Source organism: Acinetobacter sp. AL9, from assembly GCF_041464035.1.
Lineage (GTDB): Bacteria > Pseudomonadota > Gammaproteobacteria > Pseudomonadales > Moraxellaceae > Acinetobacter > Acinetobacter towneri.
Genome location: NZ_JAYFSK010000049.1, coordinates 1 through 17754 on the forward strand (window position 1 = coordinate 1; position 17754 = coordinate 17754).

Here is a 17754-nt window from a genome sequence, read left to right on the forward strand (position 1 = left end):
GAAAATGTATATCGTTGGCAGAAGAAATTATTTAGACCAATTATCAAAAGCTTCATTGATGACTTTATTCTCGATAAAAATCATCTGCTACCACAGAGAATCTTTAAATAATAGTGCGTAAGTCCTAGGATCGTTTAAACGCATTAAAATATCAATAAAAACAGCGTAAATCCTTGCGCACGATATCATAATAAAATACTTGACTAATTTAGTCGGGATTCATACAATACCCATATCTAGTCTAATCATGTGTATCGAATCATGCGCTTAACAACTCGCGGTCGCTACGCAGTGACTGCTCTACTTGATTTAGCTTTGCAGCCAACTGAACAAACGATCACGCTTGCTGAAATTGCAGCACGTCAAACTATTTCTGTTGCTTATCTTGAGCAGTTATTCGCAAAACTTAAGCGCCACGGCTTAGTGTCTAGTGTTCGCGGTGCTAACGGTGGTTACCATTTAGCACGTAGTGCAAATGAAATCACTGTGCTAGAAATCATTGAAGCCGTAAACGAAACTGTTGATGCAACCCGTTGCGACCATAAAGGCAACTGTCAAAATGGTGCAATGTGTTTGACTCACGATTTATGGCAGGAACTCTCCCATCATATTGCCGACTATCTCGCTAAAATCTCACTTGCTGACTTAGTTGCGCGTGACAACGTACAAACTGTTGCCATTCGCCAGAACACAGCACCGTTTGATTCAGCTCTTTTATCGGTTACAGGTATTTGACATGAAACGTCCAATTTATCTTGACTACGCAGCAACCACTCCTGTAGATCCTCAAGTTGCAGAATGCATGATGGAGTGCCTGACTTTTGATGGGACTTTCGGTAATGCCGCTTCTCGTTCGCACGCTTATGGCTGGCAAGCAGAAGAAAAAGTTGAATATGCACGTGAACAAGTTGCGAACTTGATCAAAGCAGACCCACGTGAAATCGTGTGGACTTCTGGTGCAACAGAATCAGATAACCTTGCACTGAAAGGCGTAGCGCAATTCTATGCGTCTAAAGGCAAACACATTATTACCTCTAAAATTGAACACAAAGCCATTTTAGATACCTGCCGTGAGCTTGAATCTGAAGGTTTTGAAATCACCTACTTAGAGCCACAACCACAAACAGGTTTAATTACCCCTGAAATGGTTGAAGCAGCAATTCGTCCAGACACCATTTTAGTGTCGTTGATGATGGTCAATAACGAAATTGGTACGATTACCGATGTCGCTGCAATTGGCGAAATCACCCGTGCCAAAAAAATCTTCTTCCACGTTGATGCTGCGCAAGCTGCAGGTAAGGTAGAAATTGATTTATCTACCTTAAAAGTAGACTTAATGAGCTTCTCTGCACACAAAATCTATGGCCCTAAAGGTATTGGTGCGCTATTTGTACGCCGCAGTCCACGCGTACGCTTAAAAGCACAAATGCATGGTGGCGGTCATGAGCGTGGCATGCGTTCAGGCACACTTGCAACCCACCAAATTGTAGGTATGGGCGAAGCATTTGAACTTGCAGGCAAAAACTTGGCTTCTGAACAAGCCCGTTTACGTGTATTGCGCGACAAACTTTGGAATGGCTTGAACACCATGGAACAAGTTTTCCTGAATGGTCACCCAACACTAAACGTAGCCAACTATTTAAACGTCAGCTTCAACTTTGTTGAAGGTGAATCTTTAATGATGTCTCTTAAAGATGCTGCGGTATCTTCAGGTTCTGCGTGTACTTCAGCGACTTTAGAGCCATCTTATGTATTACGTGCACTAGGTCTTTCAGACGAACTTGCACACAGCTCAATTCGTTTCAGTTTTGGTAAATACACCACTGAAGAAGATATTGATCATGTCCTAACTGTGACTAAAGCTGCTGTTGAAAAGTTACGTGAACTTTCACCGCTTTGGGATATGTATAAAGAAGGGATTGACCTTTCTAAAGTAGAATGGACTGAACACTAATTCATCCCAAATCTAATGGCTTTGACAGGAAGCCATTAGATTGATAAAGGTAATTTCACCCCCATATTTATATTAAGGCTGACCCCGAGGTTTGGAGAAGCGACATGGCTTATAGCGATAAAGTAATTGATCATTACGAAAACCCTCGTAATGTTGGCGTTTTAGACAAAAATGCTGAAAACGTTGGTACAGGTATGGTGGGCGCACCTGCATGTGGCGATGTAATGCGTCTGCAAATTCAAGTGAATGACGAAGGCGTGATTGAAGAAGCACGTTTCAAAACTTATGGTTGTGGTTCTGCCATTGCTTCAAGTTCTTTGGTTACTGAGTGGCTTAAAGGTAAAACTTTAGATGAAGCACAAGCGATCAAGAACATTGATATTGCTACCGAACTTGCCCTTCCACCAGTGAAAGTACACTGCTCTGTATTGGCAGAAGATGCAATTAAAGCTGCTGTAGAAGACTATCGCAGCAAAAAGACCAAAGCTTAATTTGCTAAGTTTCGTGGAAAAACAAACGGAGTTTTCATGATCAATTTAACTGAAAATGCTGCAACTCATATCAGCAATTACTTAAAGAATCGCGGTAAGGGTCAAGGTATTCGCGTTGGTGTGAAAACTTCAGGCTGTTCTGGTTTGGCTTATGTACTCGAATTTGTAGATGAAGTCGATACGCACGACCAAATGTTTGAACAGTTTGGTGTTAAAGTTTTCGTTGATCCGAAAAGCCTAGTTTACCTAGATGGCATGGAAATGGACTATGTCAAAAATGGTTTAAACGAAGGTTTCGAGTTTAACAACCCCAATAAAAAAGGTGAATGTGGCTGCGGTGAATCGTTCACGGTATAACGCCACCTCCCTCTTTTTAGCTTAAAACAGTGTACAATACACTGTTTTAATTGCATTTATGCAGCCAATTTTGCACACTAATCGCGGATTCCATCTCCCATGAATCATTTTGAGTTGTTTAATCTTCCTGTTGCACTCGATATTGATTTCGCTACTTTAAAAGCTGAATTTTTAAAGCTACAGCAGCAATATCACCCCGACAAAGCCGAAGACAAAGATCAAGCCTTGATTAAATCTAGTAAAATTAATCAGGCGTTTAAACAACTCTCTGCGGTAGACAGTCGTGCTGCATATTTACTCTCATTGAAAAAGCAAGATTATCATCTCGATCAATCCATCCATGACTTTGAATTTTTACAAGATGCCTTGGAAATTCGTGAGCAATTGGATGATGCCAACTGTGCCGATGACTTACAGTCATTAAAGGTTGAAGTACAACAATGGGTTGATGGCTTAGTCCGTGAATTTAAAATTGACTATGCCGAAGAAGATTGGGCAGAAGCGCGTGACACTGTGCGTAAATTACGCTTTTTCATGAAAGTTATGGCTGACCTAGACAAAGCTGAAGATCGTTTCCTTGATGATGACAGTTTTGATTTAGACGATGATTTTTAATTTTAGTTTGTATTTTAATATTTAACGGGCAAAGGATTTTACATAATGGCGCTCTTGCAAATTGCAGAACCAGGTCAATCAAGTGCACCGCATGAACATCGCATTGCGATTGGCATTGACTTAGGCACCACTCATTCATTGGTTGCCACAGTTCTTTCTGGTAAAGCCAAAGTCTTGCATGATGAGCAAGGTCGCGTGCTACTGCCTTCTATCGTCCATTATGCAGAGCAAAATACACATTATGGCAATGCTGCTGCGCCATTTATTACTACAGACCCTAAAAACACGATTGTTTCAGTCAAGCGTTTTATGGGTCGTTCTAAAGCGGACATTAAATTTCAACATCCATACACGTTAGTGGGTGAAGACAATCAAATGCCTGCTTTTGAAACAGCTCAAGGCCGTAAAACACCTGTTGAAATTTCGGCAGAATTACTTAAACAACTCAAAGACCGCGCAGAAGCCAGCTTACAAAACCCTGTAAATGGTGCAGTGATTACTGTTCCTGCTTATTTTGATGAAGCTCAACGCCAAGCCACACGTGACGCTGCCGAGCTTGCAGGTTTAAAAGTATTGCGTTTATTGAATGAACCGACTGCAGCAGCGGTTGCCTACGGTTTAGATCAAGACACCAACTTGGCTCAAGACCGTAACTATGTGATTTACGACTTGGGCGGTGGTACGTTTGACGTTTCTATTTTACGTTTCTCTCAAGGTGTTTTTGAAGTTTTAGCCACAGGCGGCCACACTGCTTTAGGTGGTGATGACTTAGATCGTCTGATTGTAAAATGGGCAAAAAAACAGCTGAATATTGAAAGTTTAGATGATGCAGAATATGCACACTTTATTGTGTCTGCACGTAAAGCCAAAGAAGCGCTCAGCAATGCAGAAAGTGTTGAATTAAAACTGTTAGAGCACACGCTGCAATTAGACCGCGCAAACTTTGAAAGTATTATTCAGGTTGCTTTAGATAAAACCATTAGTGTATGCAAACGTGTATTACGCGATGCCAAACTTGACCTAGATGACATTCAAAATGTAGTTTTAGTTGGTGGTTCAACACGTTCTTATGCCGTGCAAAAAGCTGTTCGTGAAGTATTTAATCAAGAACCATTATGCACAATTAACCCAGATGAAGTGGTTGCAATTGGTGCATCAATTACCGCCAATCAACTAATTGGTAACAGCAAAGATGGTTCGTTGCTATTAGACGTTACCCCACTGTCTTTGGGTTTAGAAACCATGGGCGGTTTGGTGGAACGCTTAATTTCACGCAATACTGCAATTCCTGTAGCACGTCGCCAAGAATTTACCACTTATCAAGATGGCCAAACTGCCATGTTGATTCATGTGGTACAAGGTGAGCGTGATTTGGTAGAACATTGTCGTAGCTTAGGTCGTTTTGTGCTACACGGTATTCCACCAATGACTGCGGGTCAGGCACGCATTGAAGTTACGTTCCAAGTCGATGCTGATGGCTTGCTCAGTGTTTCTGCTAAAGAAACCACTTCTGGTGTGACTGCAAATATCGACATCAAGCCATCTTATGGTTTATCTGAAGCAGATACCGAGCGTTTGCTGCTAGATGGTTTCAAATATGCAGAAGAAGACAAGCAATTGCGTCATTTGCATGAAACCAAAGTTGAAGCACAACGTGAACTTGAAGCTTTACAACAAGCCTTAAAAGTAGATGCACAACTATTAAGCCCAGAACAATTAGAAGCTTTAAATACTGCCAAAGCGCAGTTGGAAGCCGAATTGACTGGACAAGACATTAAAGCCATTGAACATGCTGTTGAACAGCTTAAAATACACAGTGATGCTTTTGCTGCAATTCGTATGAATCAACATATTGATGCAGCACTTAAAGGCACTAAACTCGACGACTGGTCAAACTCAAACTAATTTAAGGTAAAGATTATGCCACGTATTAAAGTACTTCCACATGCGCAATTCTGCCCAGAAGGTGCTGAGTTTGAAGTCGAACAAAATGCCAACTTATGCGAAAGCTTACTTGAAAATGGCATTAAAATTGAACATGCTTGCGATATGTCTTGTGCATGTACCACTTGCCACGTTGTTGTTCGTAAAGGCTTTGACAGCCTAGAAGAAATGAATGATGTTGAAGCTGACTTATTAGACCGTGCTTGGGGTTTAGAGCCTGATTCACGCTTATCTTGTCAGGTTAAAGTGGTCAATGAAGACTTGGAAGTCGAAATTCCAAAATACACCATTAACCATGCTTCAGAAAATCATTAATCATAAAATGATGCTAATTCTAAAAAACTGCGCTACGGCGCAGTTTTTTTATTGCACAACTTTAGATTTAAAATTTTTGAGGATTTAAAAGTTAAACGAGATCTACATTATAAGAAAAATTTTAGTGTTTTTCAGGAATATGAGTTTTGGCAATTTCTTCAACAGGTGGATGTTCAATCACTTCATCTTCAAGATTAAGTTTTACAATGCCCTGTGAGTTGGTCAGCTTTTGCTGCGTTTGAATTCTTTTAATCATTTTTTCTAATACGGTAATTAGCTCAGGATATTCAAAATTCTGCACTTCATCCAAATTAAGCAACAAATGAAAACCTTTATATTCGTAGTCAAACCAACGCTGATAATCCGACTTGCTGGCCGCATATTTTTCCATCACTTGCCAAGTTTTTACAGGACCTTGAATCCCCTTTAAAAAGATCGGTGCTTTAGGAGCACACAAATAATCATTTTTAATCAGTTTATAAGTGTCATCTGAAAGTAAAATTTCATCAACTTCGGCCGCACTTTGCAAACGCGCAGCTAAGTTAGCATCACGCCCAACAATGGTATATGCCATCCGATGTGCTGCACCGTAGTTCCCAACGTGGCAATATCCTGTACTGATACCCATACGAATATGTAAAGGCGGATAGCCCATTTTGACCCAACGTTCGCGTAACAATTTCATTTGCTGACGCATCGCAATAGCCATCTCTACACAAGTTTTAGCATCTTGTTCAACACCTTGCGTATTTGGATCACCAAAGAAAATTAAAATCGCATCACCCATAAACTTATCCACCGTCGCTTCATATTGCTTGGCAATTTCGGTCATGTGGCTTAAATAATCATTGAGCAGGAATGCTAAATCATCTGGAATTAGTGTTTCAGAAAGTTCAGTAAAGCCTTGAATATCAGAAAAGAAAATCGTCATTTTTTTACGTTTATATTCAATTTTCGCTTCCGACTCACCTTTCATAATCGATTGCCACAACTGCAAAGGGGCATAGCGACTAAGCTGATTCGCAAATTCCATATAGCGGTTCATTTGTGTGTAGTAATGGTCTTTCTTTGCCGTGGTATAGCGGATACGACGTGCCTGATAGGCACTGCCCATGCCAAAGTAAAAGATCATACATAAAAAGGCTAAAATCGTAAGTTCGGTACTGCTTTGTTCAAAATATTCGTTAAAACCAAAAATAAAAATATTACAAAAATAAAAAACTGTGACCGCCAATAAGGATGCCAATGCCACCAAAAAGAAAGAAACTTTAATATAAATGGCGGTATATAGCAGCGCAAATAAAGCGGCAAAAGTAAGTACCAAATTCAGATGTACCGCAGACAAACATACTGCGACTACCACAATATCAATAATAAACAGGATATTACGCTTGGCTTGATGACTATATTTATATTGCAGCCAACGCGAAAATTTAGGAATTATCAGTAATAAAAAAGTAAGAAAAAACGGAAGGTAAATTTGATAATTGGTATCGGCGTAGGTGTAGTGATAGACCACCATAATCAGGGATAAACTTGCATACCCGACTAAACGATGCAGAAATTCGAATTGTTTGGGATCTCTTTCCATCCAATTGTACATGAACACCGCGGCCTACTCCAATCTAGGATTAAAAAGCCACGCATCCTGCGTGGCAATTCATTTCAATTAATCCATTCGCCAGTCAAATGGCATATCGCCTTGACCACGCAGAGCAAGCATCAAGGTTTGACGCATGTGAGCCAAAACTTCATTGCTGTATGGTACAGCTGGCGTACCCCAAACTGGTTTAGGCCAAGCCACATCATTTTGATAACGCACGACGTGATGAAAATGCAATTGTGGAACCATATTACCTAAAGCCGCCACATTCATTTTATCGGCACGGAATACACGTGATAATTGGCTAGATAACCAGCTAGATTCACGTAAAAATTGTTCTTGGTCTGCCTGGCTTAATTCGTATAGTTCTGTAACCCCTGGCACACGTGGAATTAGAATTAACCAAGGGAATTGCATATCATTCATTAAACGACATGTTGACAGAGGAAAGTCGCCTACAAAAAAAGTATCTTGAGCAAGTTGTGGATGCAAACTAAACATATCTTTATAAATGACGCAAATTGTAATGATGGGTAATACTATCACATCCCTAGTGAACTGAGTATGATTCCCATCATGTTTCGATGTAAATAAAGTGCAATTTTAACCAAATTCATCATGAATAATATTCATTATAGAATCAGTGGTTTCTTAGAAAATATTCATAAATTTACCGATATGATATTTGGATCAATTTGCATTTTTAAACTCAGCTGTGCAAAGTTTTTAGCAGGCTGTTTAATAGATCGGCAATAAATTGAATCCGCTTTTCAGCTTCCTCCAACATCACCATCACTTTTAAACGCTGTCCACCATCCATACGGAAATAGGTCGGATGTTTTTGCATCATTTGAATGATGCTCATGGCTTGCACAGGTGTATCTGGTGAAAATTCGATATGACCGCCATTTGTACCAATATCAATTTTAGTGATGCCCAACTGCTCTGCTTTTAAACGCAGTTGATGTACAGCAAATAATTGTTTCACCGCTTGTGGTGGAATACCAAAACGGTCAATCAACTCCATACGGATATGATCAAGCTTTTCTTGAGTATCGGTATTACTAATGCGTTTGTAGAACAATAAGCGCTGATGCACATCGCCCAAATAATCATGTGGAATTAAAGCAGGCATGTGCAGGTTGATTTCCGCAGTTAAAGACAATGGCGCATCGAAGTTAGGAGTTTTACCCTTTTGAATGGCTTTGGTGGCTTTTTCCAGCATTTCCATATACAGGCTATAACCAATAGCTTGCATTGAACCGCTTTGTTGCTCACCCAGTAATTCGCCCGCACCACGAATTTCCAAGTCTTCGGTTGCCAGCATAAAACCTGCACCCAAAGTTGAGGCACGCTGAATCGCATCCAAGCGTTTTTCAGCATCGCCTTTTAAGCCCTTAATGGAAGGTACCAGCAAATACGCATAAGCTTGGTGATGCGAACGTCCAACACGACCACGTAGTTGGTGCAACTGCGCCAATCCGAGTTTATCTGCACGTTCAATTAAAATGGTATTGGCATTTGGAACATCAATCCCTGTTTCAATAATGGTTGAGCAAACCAACACGTTATATTCTTTATGATAAAACTGCTGCATGACTTGCTCTAATTCACGCTCGCGCATTTGCCCATGCGCAACTGCAACCCGCGCTTCTGGCACCAATTCACGAATGGTTTCAGCACTACGCTCAATGGTTTCCACTTCATTATGCAGGAAATACACCTGACCACCACGTAACAATTCACGTAAAATGGCTTCTTTCACCGTATCGCCTGTATGCTCTTGCACAAAGGTTTTGACCGCTAAACGGCGTGCAGGTGGTGTGGCAATAATGGATAAATCGCGCATACCGCTAAATGCCATATTTAAGGTACGTGGAATTGGCGTTGCGGTTAAAGTCAGCATATCCACATCGGCGCGCAGCGCTTTAATACGTTCTTTGTCACGCACCCCAAAACGATGTTCTTCATCGACAATCATTAAACCCAACTGCTTGAACTGAATATTTTCTTGCAGAATTTTGTGCGTCCCAATCACAATATCGACTTTGCCTTCAGCTAAATCTTCAATGGTTTTTTGATGAGATTTGCTTGAACCAAAACGCGATAAGACTTCAATACGCACAGGCCAGTCGGCAAAACGGTCTTTAAAAGATTCATAATGCTGTTGTGCCAACAATGTGGTCGGAACCAATACCGCGACTTGTTTATTATTCTGTACCGCGACAAATGCAGCCCGCATGGCGACTTCGGTTTTACCAAAACCAACATCACCACAGACCAAACGATCCATTGGTTTTGCCAGTTGCATGTCATGTAAAGTCGCTTCAATTGCATTGGCTTGGTCTAGGGTTTCTTCATAAGCAAAGCCACTGGCAAATTGCATATAAAGACTATGATCCAATTCGAAAGCGAAACCTGGTTTAGATTGACGTCGTGCTTGAATATGCAGTAATTCTGCTGCGACATCATGAATTTGTTCCAAAGCTTTGCGTTTGGCTTTATTCCACGCATCTGTGCCTAATTTATGCAAAGGCGCAAGGTCTGGATCACCACCGCTATAACGGCTGATTAAATGCAAATTGGTAACAGGTACATACACTTTTGCAGCATCGGCATAATCAAGTTGTAAAAACTCATGCTCTTGCTCATCAATATTTAAAGTAATTAAACCTGCATAACGCCCTACGCCATAATCAATATGTACCACAGGTGCACCAATGCTTAACTCGGTCAAACTGCGAATTAAAAACTCTTCAGAAACTTCCTGCTGACGTTTACGACGGCGCTGCACCACACGATGTTCATACAACTGATTTTCTGAGATTACACTCAATTGATCTTGAATGACCAAGCCGCGATCTAAAGGTGCATTGGTAATCGCAATGGCTTGTAAAGACTGCTGAAATGCCTCAAAACTCTCCACTTGTGGAATTTCACCCAAAGCGGCACGCAACGCATCTTTTAAGGTTTCACGACGACCTGCACTTTCTGCCACCAATAAAACAGGATGATTGGCCGCATCAATATATTGCTTAACGGCATGAAAGGGTTGTTCTTGTTTAGGATCAACCGCCAAACGTGGTGGTACAAGTGTGCTTAAGTTCACTACACCTGCTTTTTGCTCAAAAGCTTCGGGCGATGCAATCACACGTCCAAATTGATTCAGTTGTTCTAATAATTGATTTGGTTGTAGGAATAATTGCTCAGGCGGCAAAATCGGCTGGTCGATGTTATGACGTCTGTCCTCATAACGATACAGCACATCTTTCCAAAATTGAGTTAAACAGTCATCCACCGCCTTATCTGTAATGACAATGCAATGCTTTGGTAAGTATGAAAGTAATGTATTTTGACCTTCAAGCTGTGCTTGAGTGAAGAATAACGGAAAATAAAACTCTAAACCAGGCGATGCAATGCCTTCTAACACATCCTGATACACAGGGTTCTTTTTCGGGTTTGCCGTTGGGAAACTTTCTGCATAGCGGTCACGGAAAATCGCACGACCTTCTTTTAATGGAAATTCTTTGGCGGGTAAAACCGTAAAATTCTGCAAACTTTGGGTGGTACGCTGCGTTTCTGGATCAAAAAACTTTAAGGTTTCAACTTCATCATCAAATAAATCAATACGGATGGGTGCTTCCTGTCCCGAAGCATAAATATCCATAATACTGCCACGCACAGCAAACTCACCATGATCATAGACTGTATCGACCAGATGATAGCCTGCTTGTACCAAACGCTGTTTTTGTTGTTCCAAAGCAAACTTTTGCCCAACACGAATATCGAAATGCTCGCCTAACACCCATGAGGTTGGTGCAACACGTTGTGCCAAAGTGGTTGCCGAAACCAACAATACACCTTGCTGCGGCATATTGGATAAAATCGCCAAACGCTCCGACACAATATCTTGATGCGGTGACAAGCGGTCATAAGGCAAAATTTCCCAATCGGGGAAAATAGTCGGTTTTACCCCGTAAAATTCTAATTCGCTTTCTAACTGCGCCAAATGTTGTTGATTGCGCGCGACAATCACAAATAAATGCTGATTCTGCTGACCAATTTCTTTAAATAATAATGCTGCGGCGGAACCTTGTAGATTACCAATCCAGCGTTTTTCGCCAGCTTTCAGTTGTGCTAAATTGAGTTGGGAAATTTCGTGTTGGAACATGTATATAGCTTTAGGGTCTAAACAACATGGGGCTTATACTAGCACGATGAATTGACGGTTTTACGTAATTTTTTTCATCCACCATTACAGCGTATTTAATTGCAAAATTTTATAAAACAGCGAGCTTTAAAGTTTGATACACACGCCTCTTTACTTTTGATCACGTAAAAACTGTCGATAATAATCATTCAATTTTTTAACAATCGCTTTAAATTCCAGTAAGTTTTCTTCGGTATTACCAAGCATTGTGTTAAAACGCTGTTGCGCAATTTCCAGATCAATTTTTTCATTGATAATCATAGCTGTAGAATACAGCTGTGCCAAATCATCAAACTGCTGCATACGGCGGTTGGATAAATAATTTAAACGCTCTGCCAAAACATCGTTAAGCAAAATACCATCGACAATATAGCCTTGTTCCGCATCCCATTGAATATTCTGTGCTTCTAAATAGGCAATTTCTTCGAGATTGGCTTTATTTTTAAACAACCCTGTAAGTTTGCTGAACATTTTGAACCTATAAATTGGCGAAATCAAAGTGAATGCTGCAGAGTTTAAATGCTTCACTAAAATAGATGCAACTGATCAGGGTGATTTATGCTCGCCTGATGTTATAAGTCAGTGTTTCAACCCCACTTTGCTTAGGCTATTTATAATGATGCATATTTTGCATCCTGCCAAATGCAAAAAAGCATCTTGAAGATGCTTTTATAACAATCAAAAAATGACTTAAAGCTTATTTGCCATAAGTTTGCTGTAAATACTTCACAATCTTGGCCGATTCAAAAAGCTGAGTCTGGGTATTTGGATCGATTAAAAATGGGACTTGAATATTATCACCCATAACTTTTAATACCTGCTCACGCTTACCACCTGCCAGTGGCACATATTTACCCGGTTTTAAACGTAATTTTGCCAAGCCTTGATCTTGCCAACGCTCTTTGGCTACATTATGAAATTTGAATGGCAACTCCAGTTCAGTCAATACACCACGTACTACACGTGTATAAGGACTTCCCTCAAAACCCCACAGTTCAATCAGTTGTTCAGGTGCAGCGCGCTCTACAATTTTCTGGTTAATCCACACACCACGTGCACCATTCAATAACGTGCCTGCAAGTGCAACATAAGGAATTTTAGGAAAATGCGCGTATTTTTTTGGCGTTTTTCCACTTTTGCCATAATGTTTGAATAAATGATGAATGATCTGCTGTGATTCATAGAGCTGATCACCTGTATTTTCATCAATTAAAAATGGAAACTGAGTTTTACCACCCAGTTGTTTCACCAAAGGTCGATATTTTGTGCCACCTTTGGGGCATGGATAAACCTCATAATCCAAATTTAACAAGGTCATGACTTCGCGTACACGACGGCAAAATGGTGAACCTTCAAACTCATATAACTTTAAGGCTTTTTCGGGTTGCTTGGGAAATGCTGTCCCATTCACACCGCGCCCACCTTCGGTAAGCATAGATGCCATTGCCTGAATGACTTTAATTTGATGATGCACCATTTTGTTTTCCTTGTGATGTGCTCAGCAATTTGATGGCTGTGCCATCAAACCGCTTATAAATCGACCAATTTTTCCTTTGCCACAATAATACCGTTGTTATCGGCATAGACATAATCGCCCGAATTAAAAGTGACTTGTCCAAAATGCAAACTCACATCTACTTCACCCACGCCTTTGCGGTTACTTTTTTGTGGAATTGAAGCCAAAGCATGTACGCCTAAATCAAGTGCTGCAATTGCATCGACATCACGTACACAGCCGTAAATAATCACGCCATTCCAGTGATTTTTCACTGCAGATTCAGCAATCAAGTCCCCCATTAAGGCACAGCGCATAGATGCCCCACCATCTACCACCAAAACTTTGCCCGTGCCATCGGTTGCCAACAACTCTTTTACACGCGAGTTATCTTCAAAGCACTTTACAGTCACAATTTGACCGCCAAAAGTTTTACGTGCACCGTAACTTTTGAAAAATTTACCATCCAAAGATGGAGTCACCACTTGAAGGTCATGTTCTGGATGGTCATCTAATAAGTCACAAGTTACGAATGGTACTGTAGACACGTTGTTCCCCTTTTACTTGGTTTTTTGTATTTGTAAATTATCATAAATTTGAAATTTATGAATTTGTGATTGCGCTGCCTCGACCATAGTATGAGCCACTTGCGTAGCACTTACTGGCTTATATGTAAAATGATCGGGAATAAATCGTGATATTTTAAGATACAGCTTTTGTCCTAAATCTTCTAAACGCCGTTGTTCGTTGCGCTCACCCAATAATAAAGATGGACGCAAAATTGATACTTTGTCTAAATCCAAACTTTCAATATATTGTTCTAGCTCACCTTTGACACGATTATAAAATACGGCTGATTTGGCTTCTGCTCCCAAAGCACTGACCAATATGTAATGCGTACCCTTCGCCTGCAATAATTCGGCAAAATGTGCATTGATGGTATAGTCCACAGCATAAAATCCCTGCTTTGAGCCTGCCTTTTTTAAGGTTGTGCCTAAACAACTGAATGCATGACTATAACCGCTCACATCTTCATCATTGAGCAATAAAAAGTCTTCGAGGAGTAACGTCTGGACTTTTTCTAAGCGATTTAATTCCGAGCAAGGTCTACGCAAAACAACGGTGATATTTTTACATTCAGGCAGCTGATTAAGCTGTTTGACCAATTGCTGCCCAACTAAACCATTCGCACCAATTACAATTGCATTTTGAATAGAATTTGTCATTTTTTAAACAATCTCTGAGGCTTAAAGCTAATCTACCTGTTTCTTTCTGATTTTTCTGCAGCTAAAATGTTGTCAAAGCATGTCAAGACTTGACTTAACTGTCTAGTTTCATCAAAATATGGCACTTGTTTACGGGCTGGTGATAATTCTTCTGATGTTGGTTTTCGGAAGTAATTGCAGCCCGCCCAGACCAATCTATTTCAAGGAGTGCACGAGTGGCAAACTCTGCTCAAGCTAGAAAACGTGCTCGTCAAAACGTTAAAGCACGTAAACACAACGCAAGCTTACGTTCTATGGTTCGTACTTATTTAAAACGCACAATCGCTGCTATTGCTGCAGGTGATTATGCGGTTGCTACTGAAGCTTACAAAAAAGCTGTTCCAGTAATTGACCGTATGGCTGATAAAGGCATCATCCATAAGAACAAAGCAGCTCGTCATAAGAGCCGTTTAAACGCTCAAGTTAAAGCTTTAGCTTCTAACTAAGTGTTAAACAAAAGAAGCCCGTTAAGGGCTTTTTTTGTGCCTGCTGTTTCGATAATTTATCAAATTAAGCAATCTTTAGTTTCTGCACGCCAATTACATCACTTCAAATACACCTGCCACCATAAAATAAAAAACACCTCCTGAACTGGTCAAAAGGTGTTTTAAATTAATGAAGATGAATAATTCAGACGAAGAATTATTTCAGCATCAGTCGTAAATTTTGTGGACTTAAATAAGCCAGTTGCAAACTGTTATTAGCCTTTAATTGCGTCCATTGCTGATTCGCACCACCTGTGCAACCATAACGAATTAAACGCGCGCGGTTTTCTTTTAGGTAGCCATGCTCTAAATCAAAACACTGACTCCCCTGACGAATCGTTCCCGAAGCTGTGTGCATTTCCCAGACCTGACTGTCTTTAGATGTACTGCAGCTTGCAAGTGAGACCACATTGCCGTTGTTAGTTAAGCACTGATCCATTTCTGCTTTGCTGTGAATACGCCCCAAACCATCATAAATCCACTGCTCAGTTGCATCGCCTGTACAGCCACTTGCTCCACTAATGTAAGCATTTTTCTGACCACTCGCCAAAGTTTCAACTTTCAAACAGTTATTTCTGTTTTTCATTAGTGTTGCTTCAGCCACAATATTTTCATTGCCTAAACCCAATCGCTCCACAAAATTGTGCAATGCTGTTTCCGCTTCAGGCTTAGTCTTTTCTAAATCGGCACGATAAACATTCATCCAGCGGTTTAAACGATAAATCGTATTTTGCTGTTGTTCATAACGCTGTAATTGTTGCTGTGCAGTTGCACTTAGCTCTTGACGATAATCTGCATAAGAATCATACAATAGTTGTGCAGCAGGTTTTAAAGCCACCACAGCTTGACTGGCTTGCGCTTCCAACTGCTTCTGAAAATCAGGCATTTCAACTTTTCTTAAAGCTTCATAGCCATGTGTACGACCAATTTTTACCGCAGGTTGAATACTATCGCTATATTGCGGAATATTCAGTGTCGATAATAACTTCTCGGCATGATTGGCTTTTTTACAGTATAAATTCACCTGTTTTGGCTGCTCAGCAAGTGCTAAATTGACATGCAGTTTATTGGCATTGCTGGTCATACGGTTAGGTGCCAATGCCACGTTCTGATTACGATTGGCATATTGAACATCTAACCAACATGCGGCATTTTCAGCAGCACGATTTGCCGCAGGTAAATTATAAACATTACCCCAGTTACTGCGTGCAGCAGGATACAACACACCTTGCTGAGTTTCAGGATCATATCCGCCAATAATAGTAATTACAGGCACACCAAATAAGCGCGGTTTTAAATAATATCCATCGGCACTGTTGTACCAAACCTGATTGGAGCTTGGTACTTTTGGATAAACCACTTCCATTTGGCGTGTGTCTTTATTCCAAATTTTATAACCACTTGGTGAGCTTTCATCCCAAACATGTCGCGCCCCAAAGTGGGGTTGAATCCGAATATGGGTACTGTAACCCGTGTAATGGGTATAACGCGAAATGCTACTGTTGGTTGCACCACCTGACATCGCATCCCAACCATAAGCATATTGTTTCAGGAAGTTAGGCACACCATTTTTGCCATCACCCAAGTTTCGAGTATGCCACGCTAAGTTACCGCGCATTTTATTACGATACGCAATATAGCCCCAACCGCTGTCTGCATGGTGTGCAGCCCAGAACATATTTTCACCTTGTGAACCCGGATAATGCCCTAGACCATAATGATGTCCAATTTCATGGCTGAACTCGTTGCCCACAGAATCATACAGGGTCAACATACCATTACCGCCACTTAAACCATGCGTTTGATCACCATTTGTATATTTACCTCGTGCATGATGGGCAATTACAGTTTGTGTAAGTTGTGGCTGTTGCTGACTTTGCATAGAGCCACTGGTCACACCCCAGTTGGCTAAGTTAATTCCCACACTAAAGGTCGATTTTGCAGTATTTTCCCGCATGTCCCCCGAATAGACACCACCTTCACCCGCACTTTGGGTATCGTAAATCGTGCCGTTGGCGACCATCACTCGATCTAGCTGAATGTCATCATATTTTGCCACGGTCATTTGTGCCGCAGGAATGGTTTGGAAATAATCGGTACCCGCTTTTTCAGGCTCTAATAACATATAATGCCCGCCCGATTTCGGTGGTGCAGTTAGTAGACCAATACGAATATTGTTGAGTACCAATTCACCCGGTGCTGCAAAATCAATTTTTTCTGCGTCAAGTGCACCAGTACGGTTTTTAGAATCAACCAAACGCAGCTTTAAACCGGGACGTACTTCATCCCAATTTAATTTAGCCGACCACGCACGCTTACTATACAGTACCTCGGCACGACCATCTTGATTGCTCTGGTCTGAAGCAGTAATCTGGGTTGGATCAAGTAAAGCAACACGACGTAACAAGCGCTCATTTTGATACACTTCAAGCTGTAAAGTGTCGATATTGCCCATGCCTTGATTTGGCGTAACCAATAATAATGCTTCTTTTTCTGCGGTTAGACGTGGCATTTTTTTCACCTCGTTACCATTCGGGTCAACCACATGCCCTTGAGCAAATTGAATCATTGCCTGAAAATCACCATCTAAATCATTACGCACTTCACGTGATTCAGAATTAGCGTTGTAATCATAAAACCCGAGTACCGATTGATTGATGACATCTTGTTTAGGTTCAGGATAAGGATTAGCCACATTGCCCACAGGTGGTTGCTGAGGATTTTCCGGTGGTATTGGATTTTCTTGATTTGAATTCCCAGCGGTATCTCCCTCGCCACCACCACATGCGGCAAGCATGGATGATAATATACATACACTTAATAGACTAAGCGAAAACAGAGATGGATCCGGAAATTTGAACAACTCCTATAAGTGATACTCTGCTCCTCAAAAGATGTTATAAACATCAATATATGGAGTATTTTATGGCACGTAGACCAAGAAGAAATCATTCAAACGACTTTAAGGCTAAGGTAGCACTTGCTGCGATCAAAGCAGAAAAAACACTTGCTGAATTGAG

Annotated in this window: 16 protein-coding genes and 1 pseudogene; 9 read left to right on the forward strand and 8 right to left on the reverse strand. The window is 40.8% G+C overall.

Annotated features, from left to right (window positions below):
• From ACEO2X_RS10620 to fdx, 8 genes and pseudogenes are all read left to right on the forward strand, one after another.
• Positions 1-111 (forward strand): annotated as a pseudogene (locus tag ACEO2X_RS10620) (IS701 family transposase); the annotation flags it as partial.
• Positions 112-261: 150 nt separating this feature from the next.
• Complete coding sequence (locus ACEO2X_RS10625; protein WP_004976645.1) at positions 262-735, forward strand: Rrf2 family transcriptional regulator; 474 nt, start codon at positions 262-264, stop codon at positions 733-735.
• A 1-nt stretch (position 736) separates the two neighbouring features.
• On the forward strand, positions 737-1954 hold the full coding sequence (locus tag ACEO2X_RS10630; protein WP_371972015.1) for an IscS subfamily cysteine desulfurase: 1218 nt from the start codon (positions 737-739) through the stop codon (positions 1952-1954).
• 104 nt (positions 1955-2058) lie between these two features.
• Complete coding sequence (gene iscU, locus ACEO2X_RS10635; protein ID WP_004976649.1) at positions 2059-2445, forward strand: Fe-S cluster assembly scaffold IscU; 387 nt, start codon at positions 2059-2061, stop codon at positions 2443-2445.
• Between the two features lie 36 nt (positions 2446-2481).
• Positions 2482-2802, forward strand: coding sequence for an iron-sulfur cluster assembly protein IscA (gene iscA / locus ACEO2X_RS10640; protein ID WP_004976650.1), 321 nt, complete (start codon positions 2482-2484; stop codon positions 2800-2802).
• Positions 2803-2901: 99 nt separating this feature from the next.
• Positions 2902-3417, forward strand: coding sequence for a Fe-S protein assembly co-chaperone HscB (hscB, locus tag ACEO2X_RS10645; protein WP_004976652.1), 516 nt, complete (start codon positions 2902-2904; stop codon positions 3415-3417).
• A gap of 45 nt (positions 3418-3462) precedes the next feature.
• On the forward strand, positions 3463-5322 hold the full coding sequence (hscA, locus tag ACEO2X_RS10650; protein WP_104851921.1) for a Fe-S protein assembly chaperone HscA: 1860 nt from the start codon (positions 3463-3465) through the stop codon (positions 5320-5322).
• Positions 5323-5337: 15 nt separating this feature from the next.
• Positions 5338-5676: an ISC system 2Fe-2S type ferredoxin gene (gene fdx / locus ACEO2X_RS10655; RefSeq protein ID WP_371972016.1), complete on the forward strand. Its 339-nt coding sequence runs from the start codon at positions 5338-5340 to the stop codon at positions 5674-5676.
• 121 nt (positions 5677-5797) lie between these two features.
• Here the strand turns inward: fdx and ACEO2X_RS10660 are convergent, their stop codons facing one another.
• The 7 genes from ACEO2X_RS10660 to ACEO2X_RS10690 form a co-directional block, all read right to left on the reverse strand.
• Entirely contained in the window at positions 5798-7279 is a 1482-nt protein-coding gene (locus tag ACEO2X_RS10660) for an adenylate/guanylate cyclase domain-containing protein (RefSeq protein WP_004976658.1), read from the reverse strand.
• 66 nt (positions 7280-7345) lie between these two features.
• On the reverse strand, positions 7346-7780 hold the full coding sequence (locus tag ACEO2X_RS10665; protein WP_004976660.1) for an HIT domain-containing protein: 435 nt from the start codon (positions 7778-7780) through the stop codon (positions 7346-7348).
• A gap of 208 nt (positions 7781-7988) precedes the next feature.
• A complete protein-coding gene (mfd, locus tag ACEO2X_RS10670) occupies positions 7989-11450 on the reverse strand; it encodes a transcription-repair coupling factor (RefSeq protein WP_225543774.1) in 3462 nt (1153 codons plus the stop codon).
• A 150-nt stretch (positions 11451-11600) separates the two neighbouring features.
• Entirely contained in the window at positions 11601-11960 is a 360-nt protein-coding gene (locus ACEO2X_RS10675) for a hypothetical protein (RefSeq protein WP_004976663.1), read from the reverse strand.
• A 226-nt stretch (positions 11961-12186) separates the two neighbouring features.
• Entirely contained in the window at positions 12187-12966 is a 780-nt protein-coding gene (locus tag ACEO2X_RS10680; RefSeq protein WP_096901432.1) for a glutathione S-transferase N-terminal domain-containing protein, read from the reverse strand.
• A 53-nt stretch (positions 12967-13019) separates the two neighbouring features.
• Positions 13020-13532 carry a ribonuclease E activity regulator RraA gene (gene rraA / locus ACEO2X_RS10685; protein WP_180006071.1) on the reverse strand — a complete coding sequence of 171 codons (513 nt, stop codon included), beginning with the start codon at positions 13530-13532 and terminating at the stop codon, positions 13020-13022.
• Between the two features lie 12 nt (positions 13533-13544).
• Entirely contained in the window at positions 13545-14210 is a 666-nt protein-coding gene (locus tag ACEO2X_RS10690) for an NAD(P)H-binding protein (RefSeq protein ID WP_131261459.1), read from the reverse strand.
• 215 nt (positions 14211-14425) lie between these two features.
• Between ACEO2X_RS10690 and rpsT the strand changes: the two genes are divergently transcribed.
• Positions 14426-14695, forward strand: a complete 270-nt coding sequence (gene rpsT / locus ACEO2X_RS10695) for a 30S ribosomal protein S20 (protein WP_004976669.1) — start codon at positions 14426-14428, stop codon at positions 14693-14695.
• Positions 14696-14891: 196 nt separating this feature from the next.
• Here rpsT and ACEO2X_RS10700 read toward each other — a convergent pair whose 3' ends face one another.
• Complete coding sequence (locus ACEO2X_RS10700) at positions 14892-17531, reverse strand: M66 family metalloprotease (RefSeq protein ID WP_371972017.1); 2640 nt, start codon at positions 17529-17531, stop codon at positions 14892-14894.
• Positions 17532-17754: the final 223 nt, after the last annotated feature.

Excerpts from the sequence above, each read along its gene's own strand:
- ACEO2X_RS10625 (WP_004976645.1), top strand. The coding sequence starts at position 262 with ATGCGCTTAACAACTCGCGGTCGCTACGCAGTGACTGCTCTACTTGAT.
- ACEO2X_RS10630 (WP_371972015.1), top strand. The coding sequence starts at position 737 with ATGAAACGTCCAATTTATCTTGACTACGCAGCAACCACTCCTGTAGAT.
- iscU (WP_004976649.1), top strand. The coding sequence starts at position 2,059 with ATGGCTTATAGCGATAAAGTAATTGATCATTACGAAAACCCTCGTAAT.
- iscA (WP_004976650.1), top strand. The coding sequence starts at position 2,482 with ATGATCAATTTAACTGAAAATGCTGCAACTCATATCAGCAATTACTTA.
- hscB (WP_004976652.1), top strand. The coding sequence starts at position 2,902 with ATGAATCATTTTGAGTTGTTTAATCTTCCTGTTGCACTCGATATTGAT.
- hscA (WP_104851921.1), top strand. The coding sequence starts at position 3,463 with ATGGCGCTCTTGCAAATTGCAGAACCAGGTCAATCAAGTGCACCGCAT.
- fdx (WP_371972016.1), top strand. The coding sequence starts at position 5,338 with ATGCCACGTATTAAAGTACTTCCACATGCGCAATTCTGCCCAGAAGGT.
- ACEO2X_RS10660 (WP_004976658.1), bottom strand. The coding sequence starts at position 7,279 with ATGTACAATTGGATGGAAAGAGATCCCAAACAATTCGAATTTCTGCAT.
- ACEO2X_RS10665 (WP_004976660.1), bottom strand. The coding sequence starts at position 7,780 with ATGTTTAGTTTGCATCCACAACTTGCTCAAGATACTTTTTTTGTAGGC.
- mfd (WP_225543774.1), bottom strand. The coding sequence starts at position 11,450 with ATGTTCCAACACGAAATTTCCCAACTCAATTTAGCACAACTGAAAGCT.
- ACEO2X_RS10675 (WP_004976663.1), bottom strand. The coding sequence starts at position 11,960 with ATGTTCAGCAAACTTACAGGGTTGTTTAAAAATAAAGCCAATCTCGAA.
- ACEO2X_RS10680 (WP_096901432.1), bottom strand. The coding sequence starts at position 12,966 with ATGGTGCATCATCAAATTAAAGTCATTCAGGCAATGGCATCTATGCTT.
- ACEO2X_RS10690 (WP_131261459.1), bottom strand. The coding sequence starts at position 14,210 with ATGACAAATTCTATTCAAAATGCAATTGTAATTGGTGCGAATGGTTTA.
- ACEO2X_RS10700 (WP_371972017.1), bottom strand. The coding sequence starts at position 17,531 with ATGCTTGCCGCATGTGGTGGTGGCGAGGGAGATACCGCTGGGAATTCA.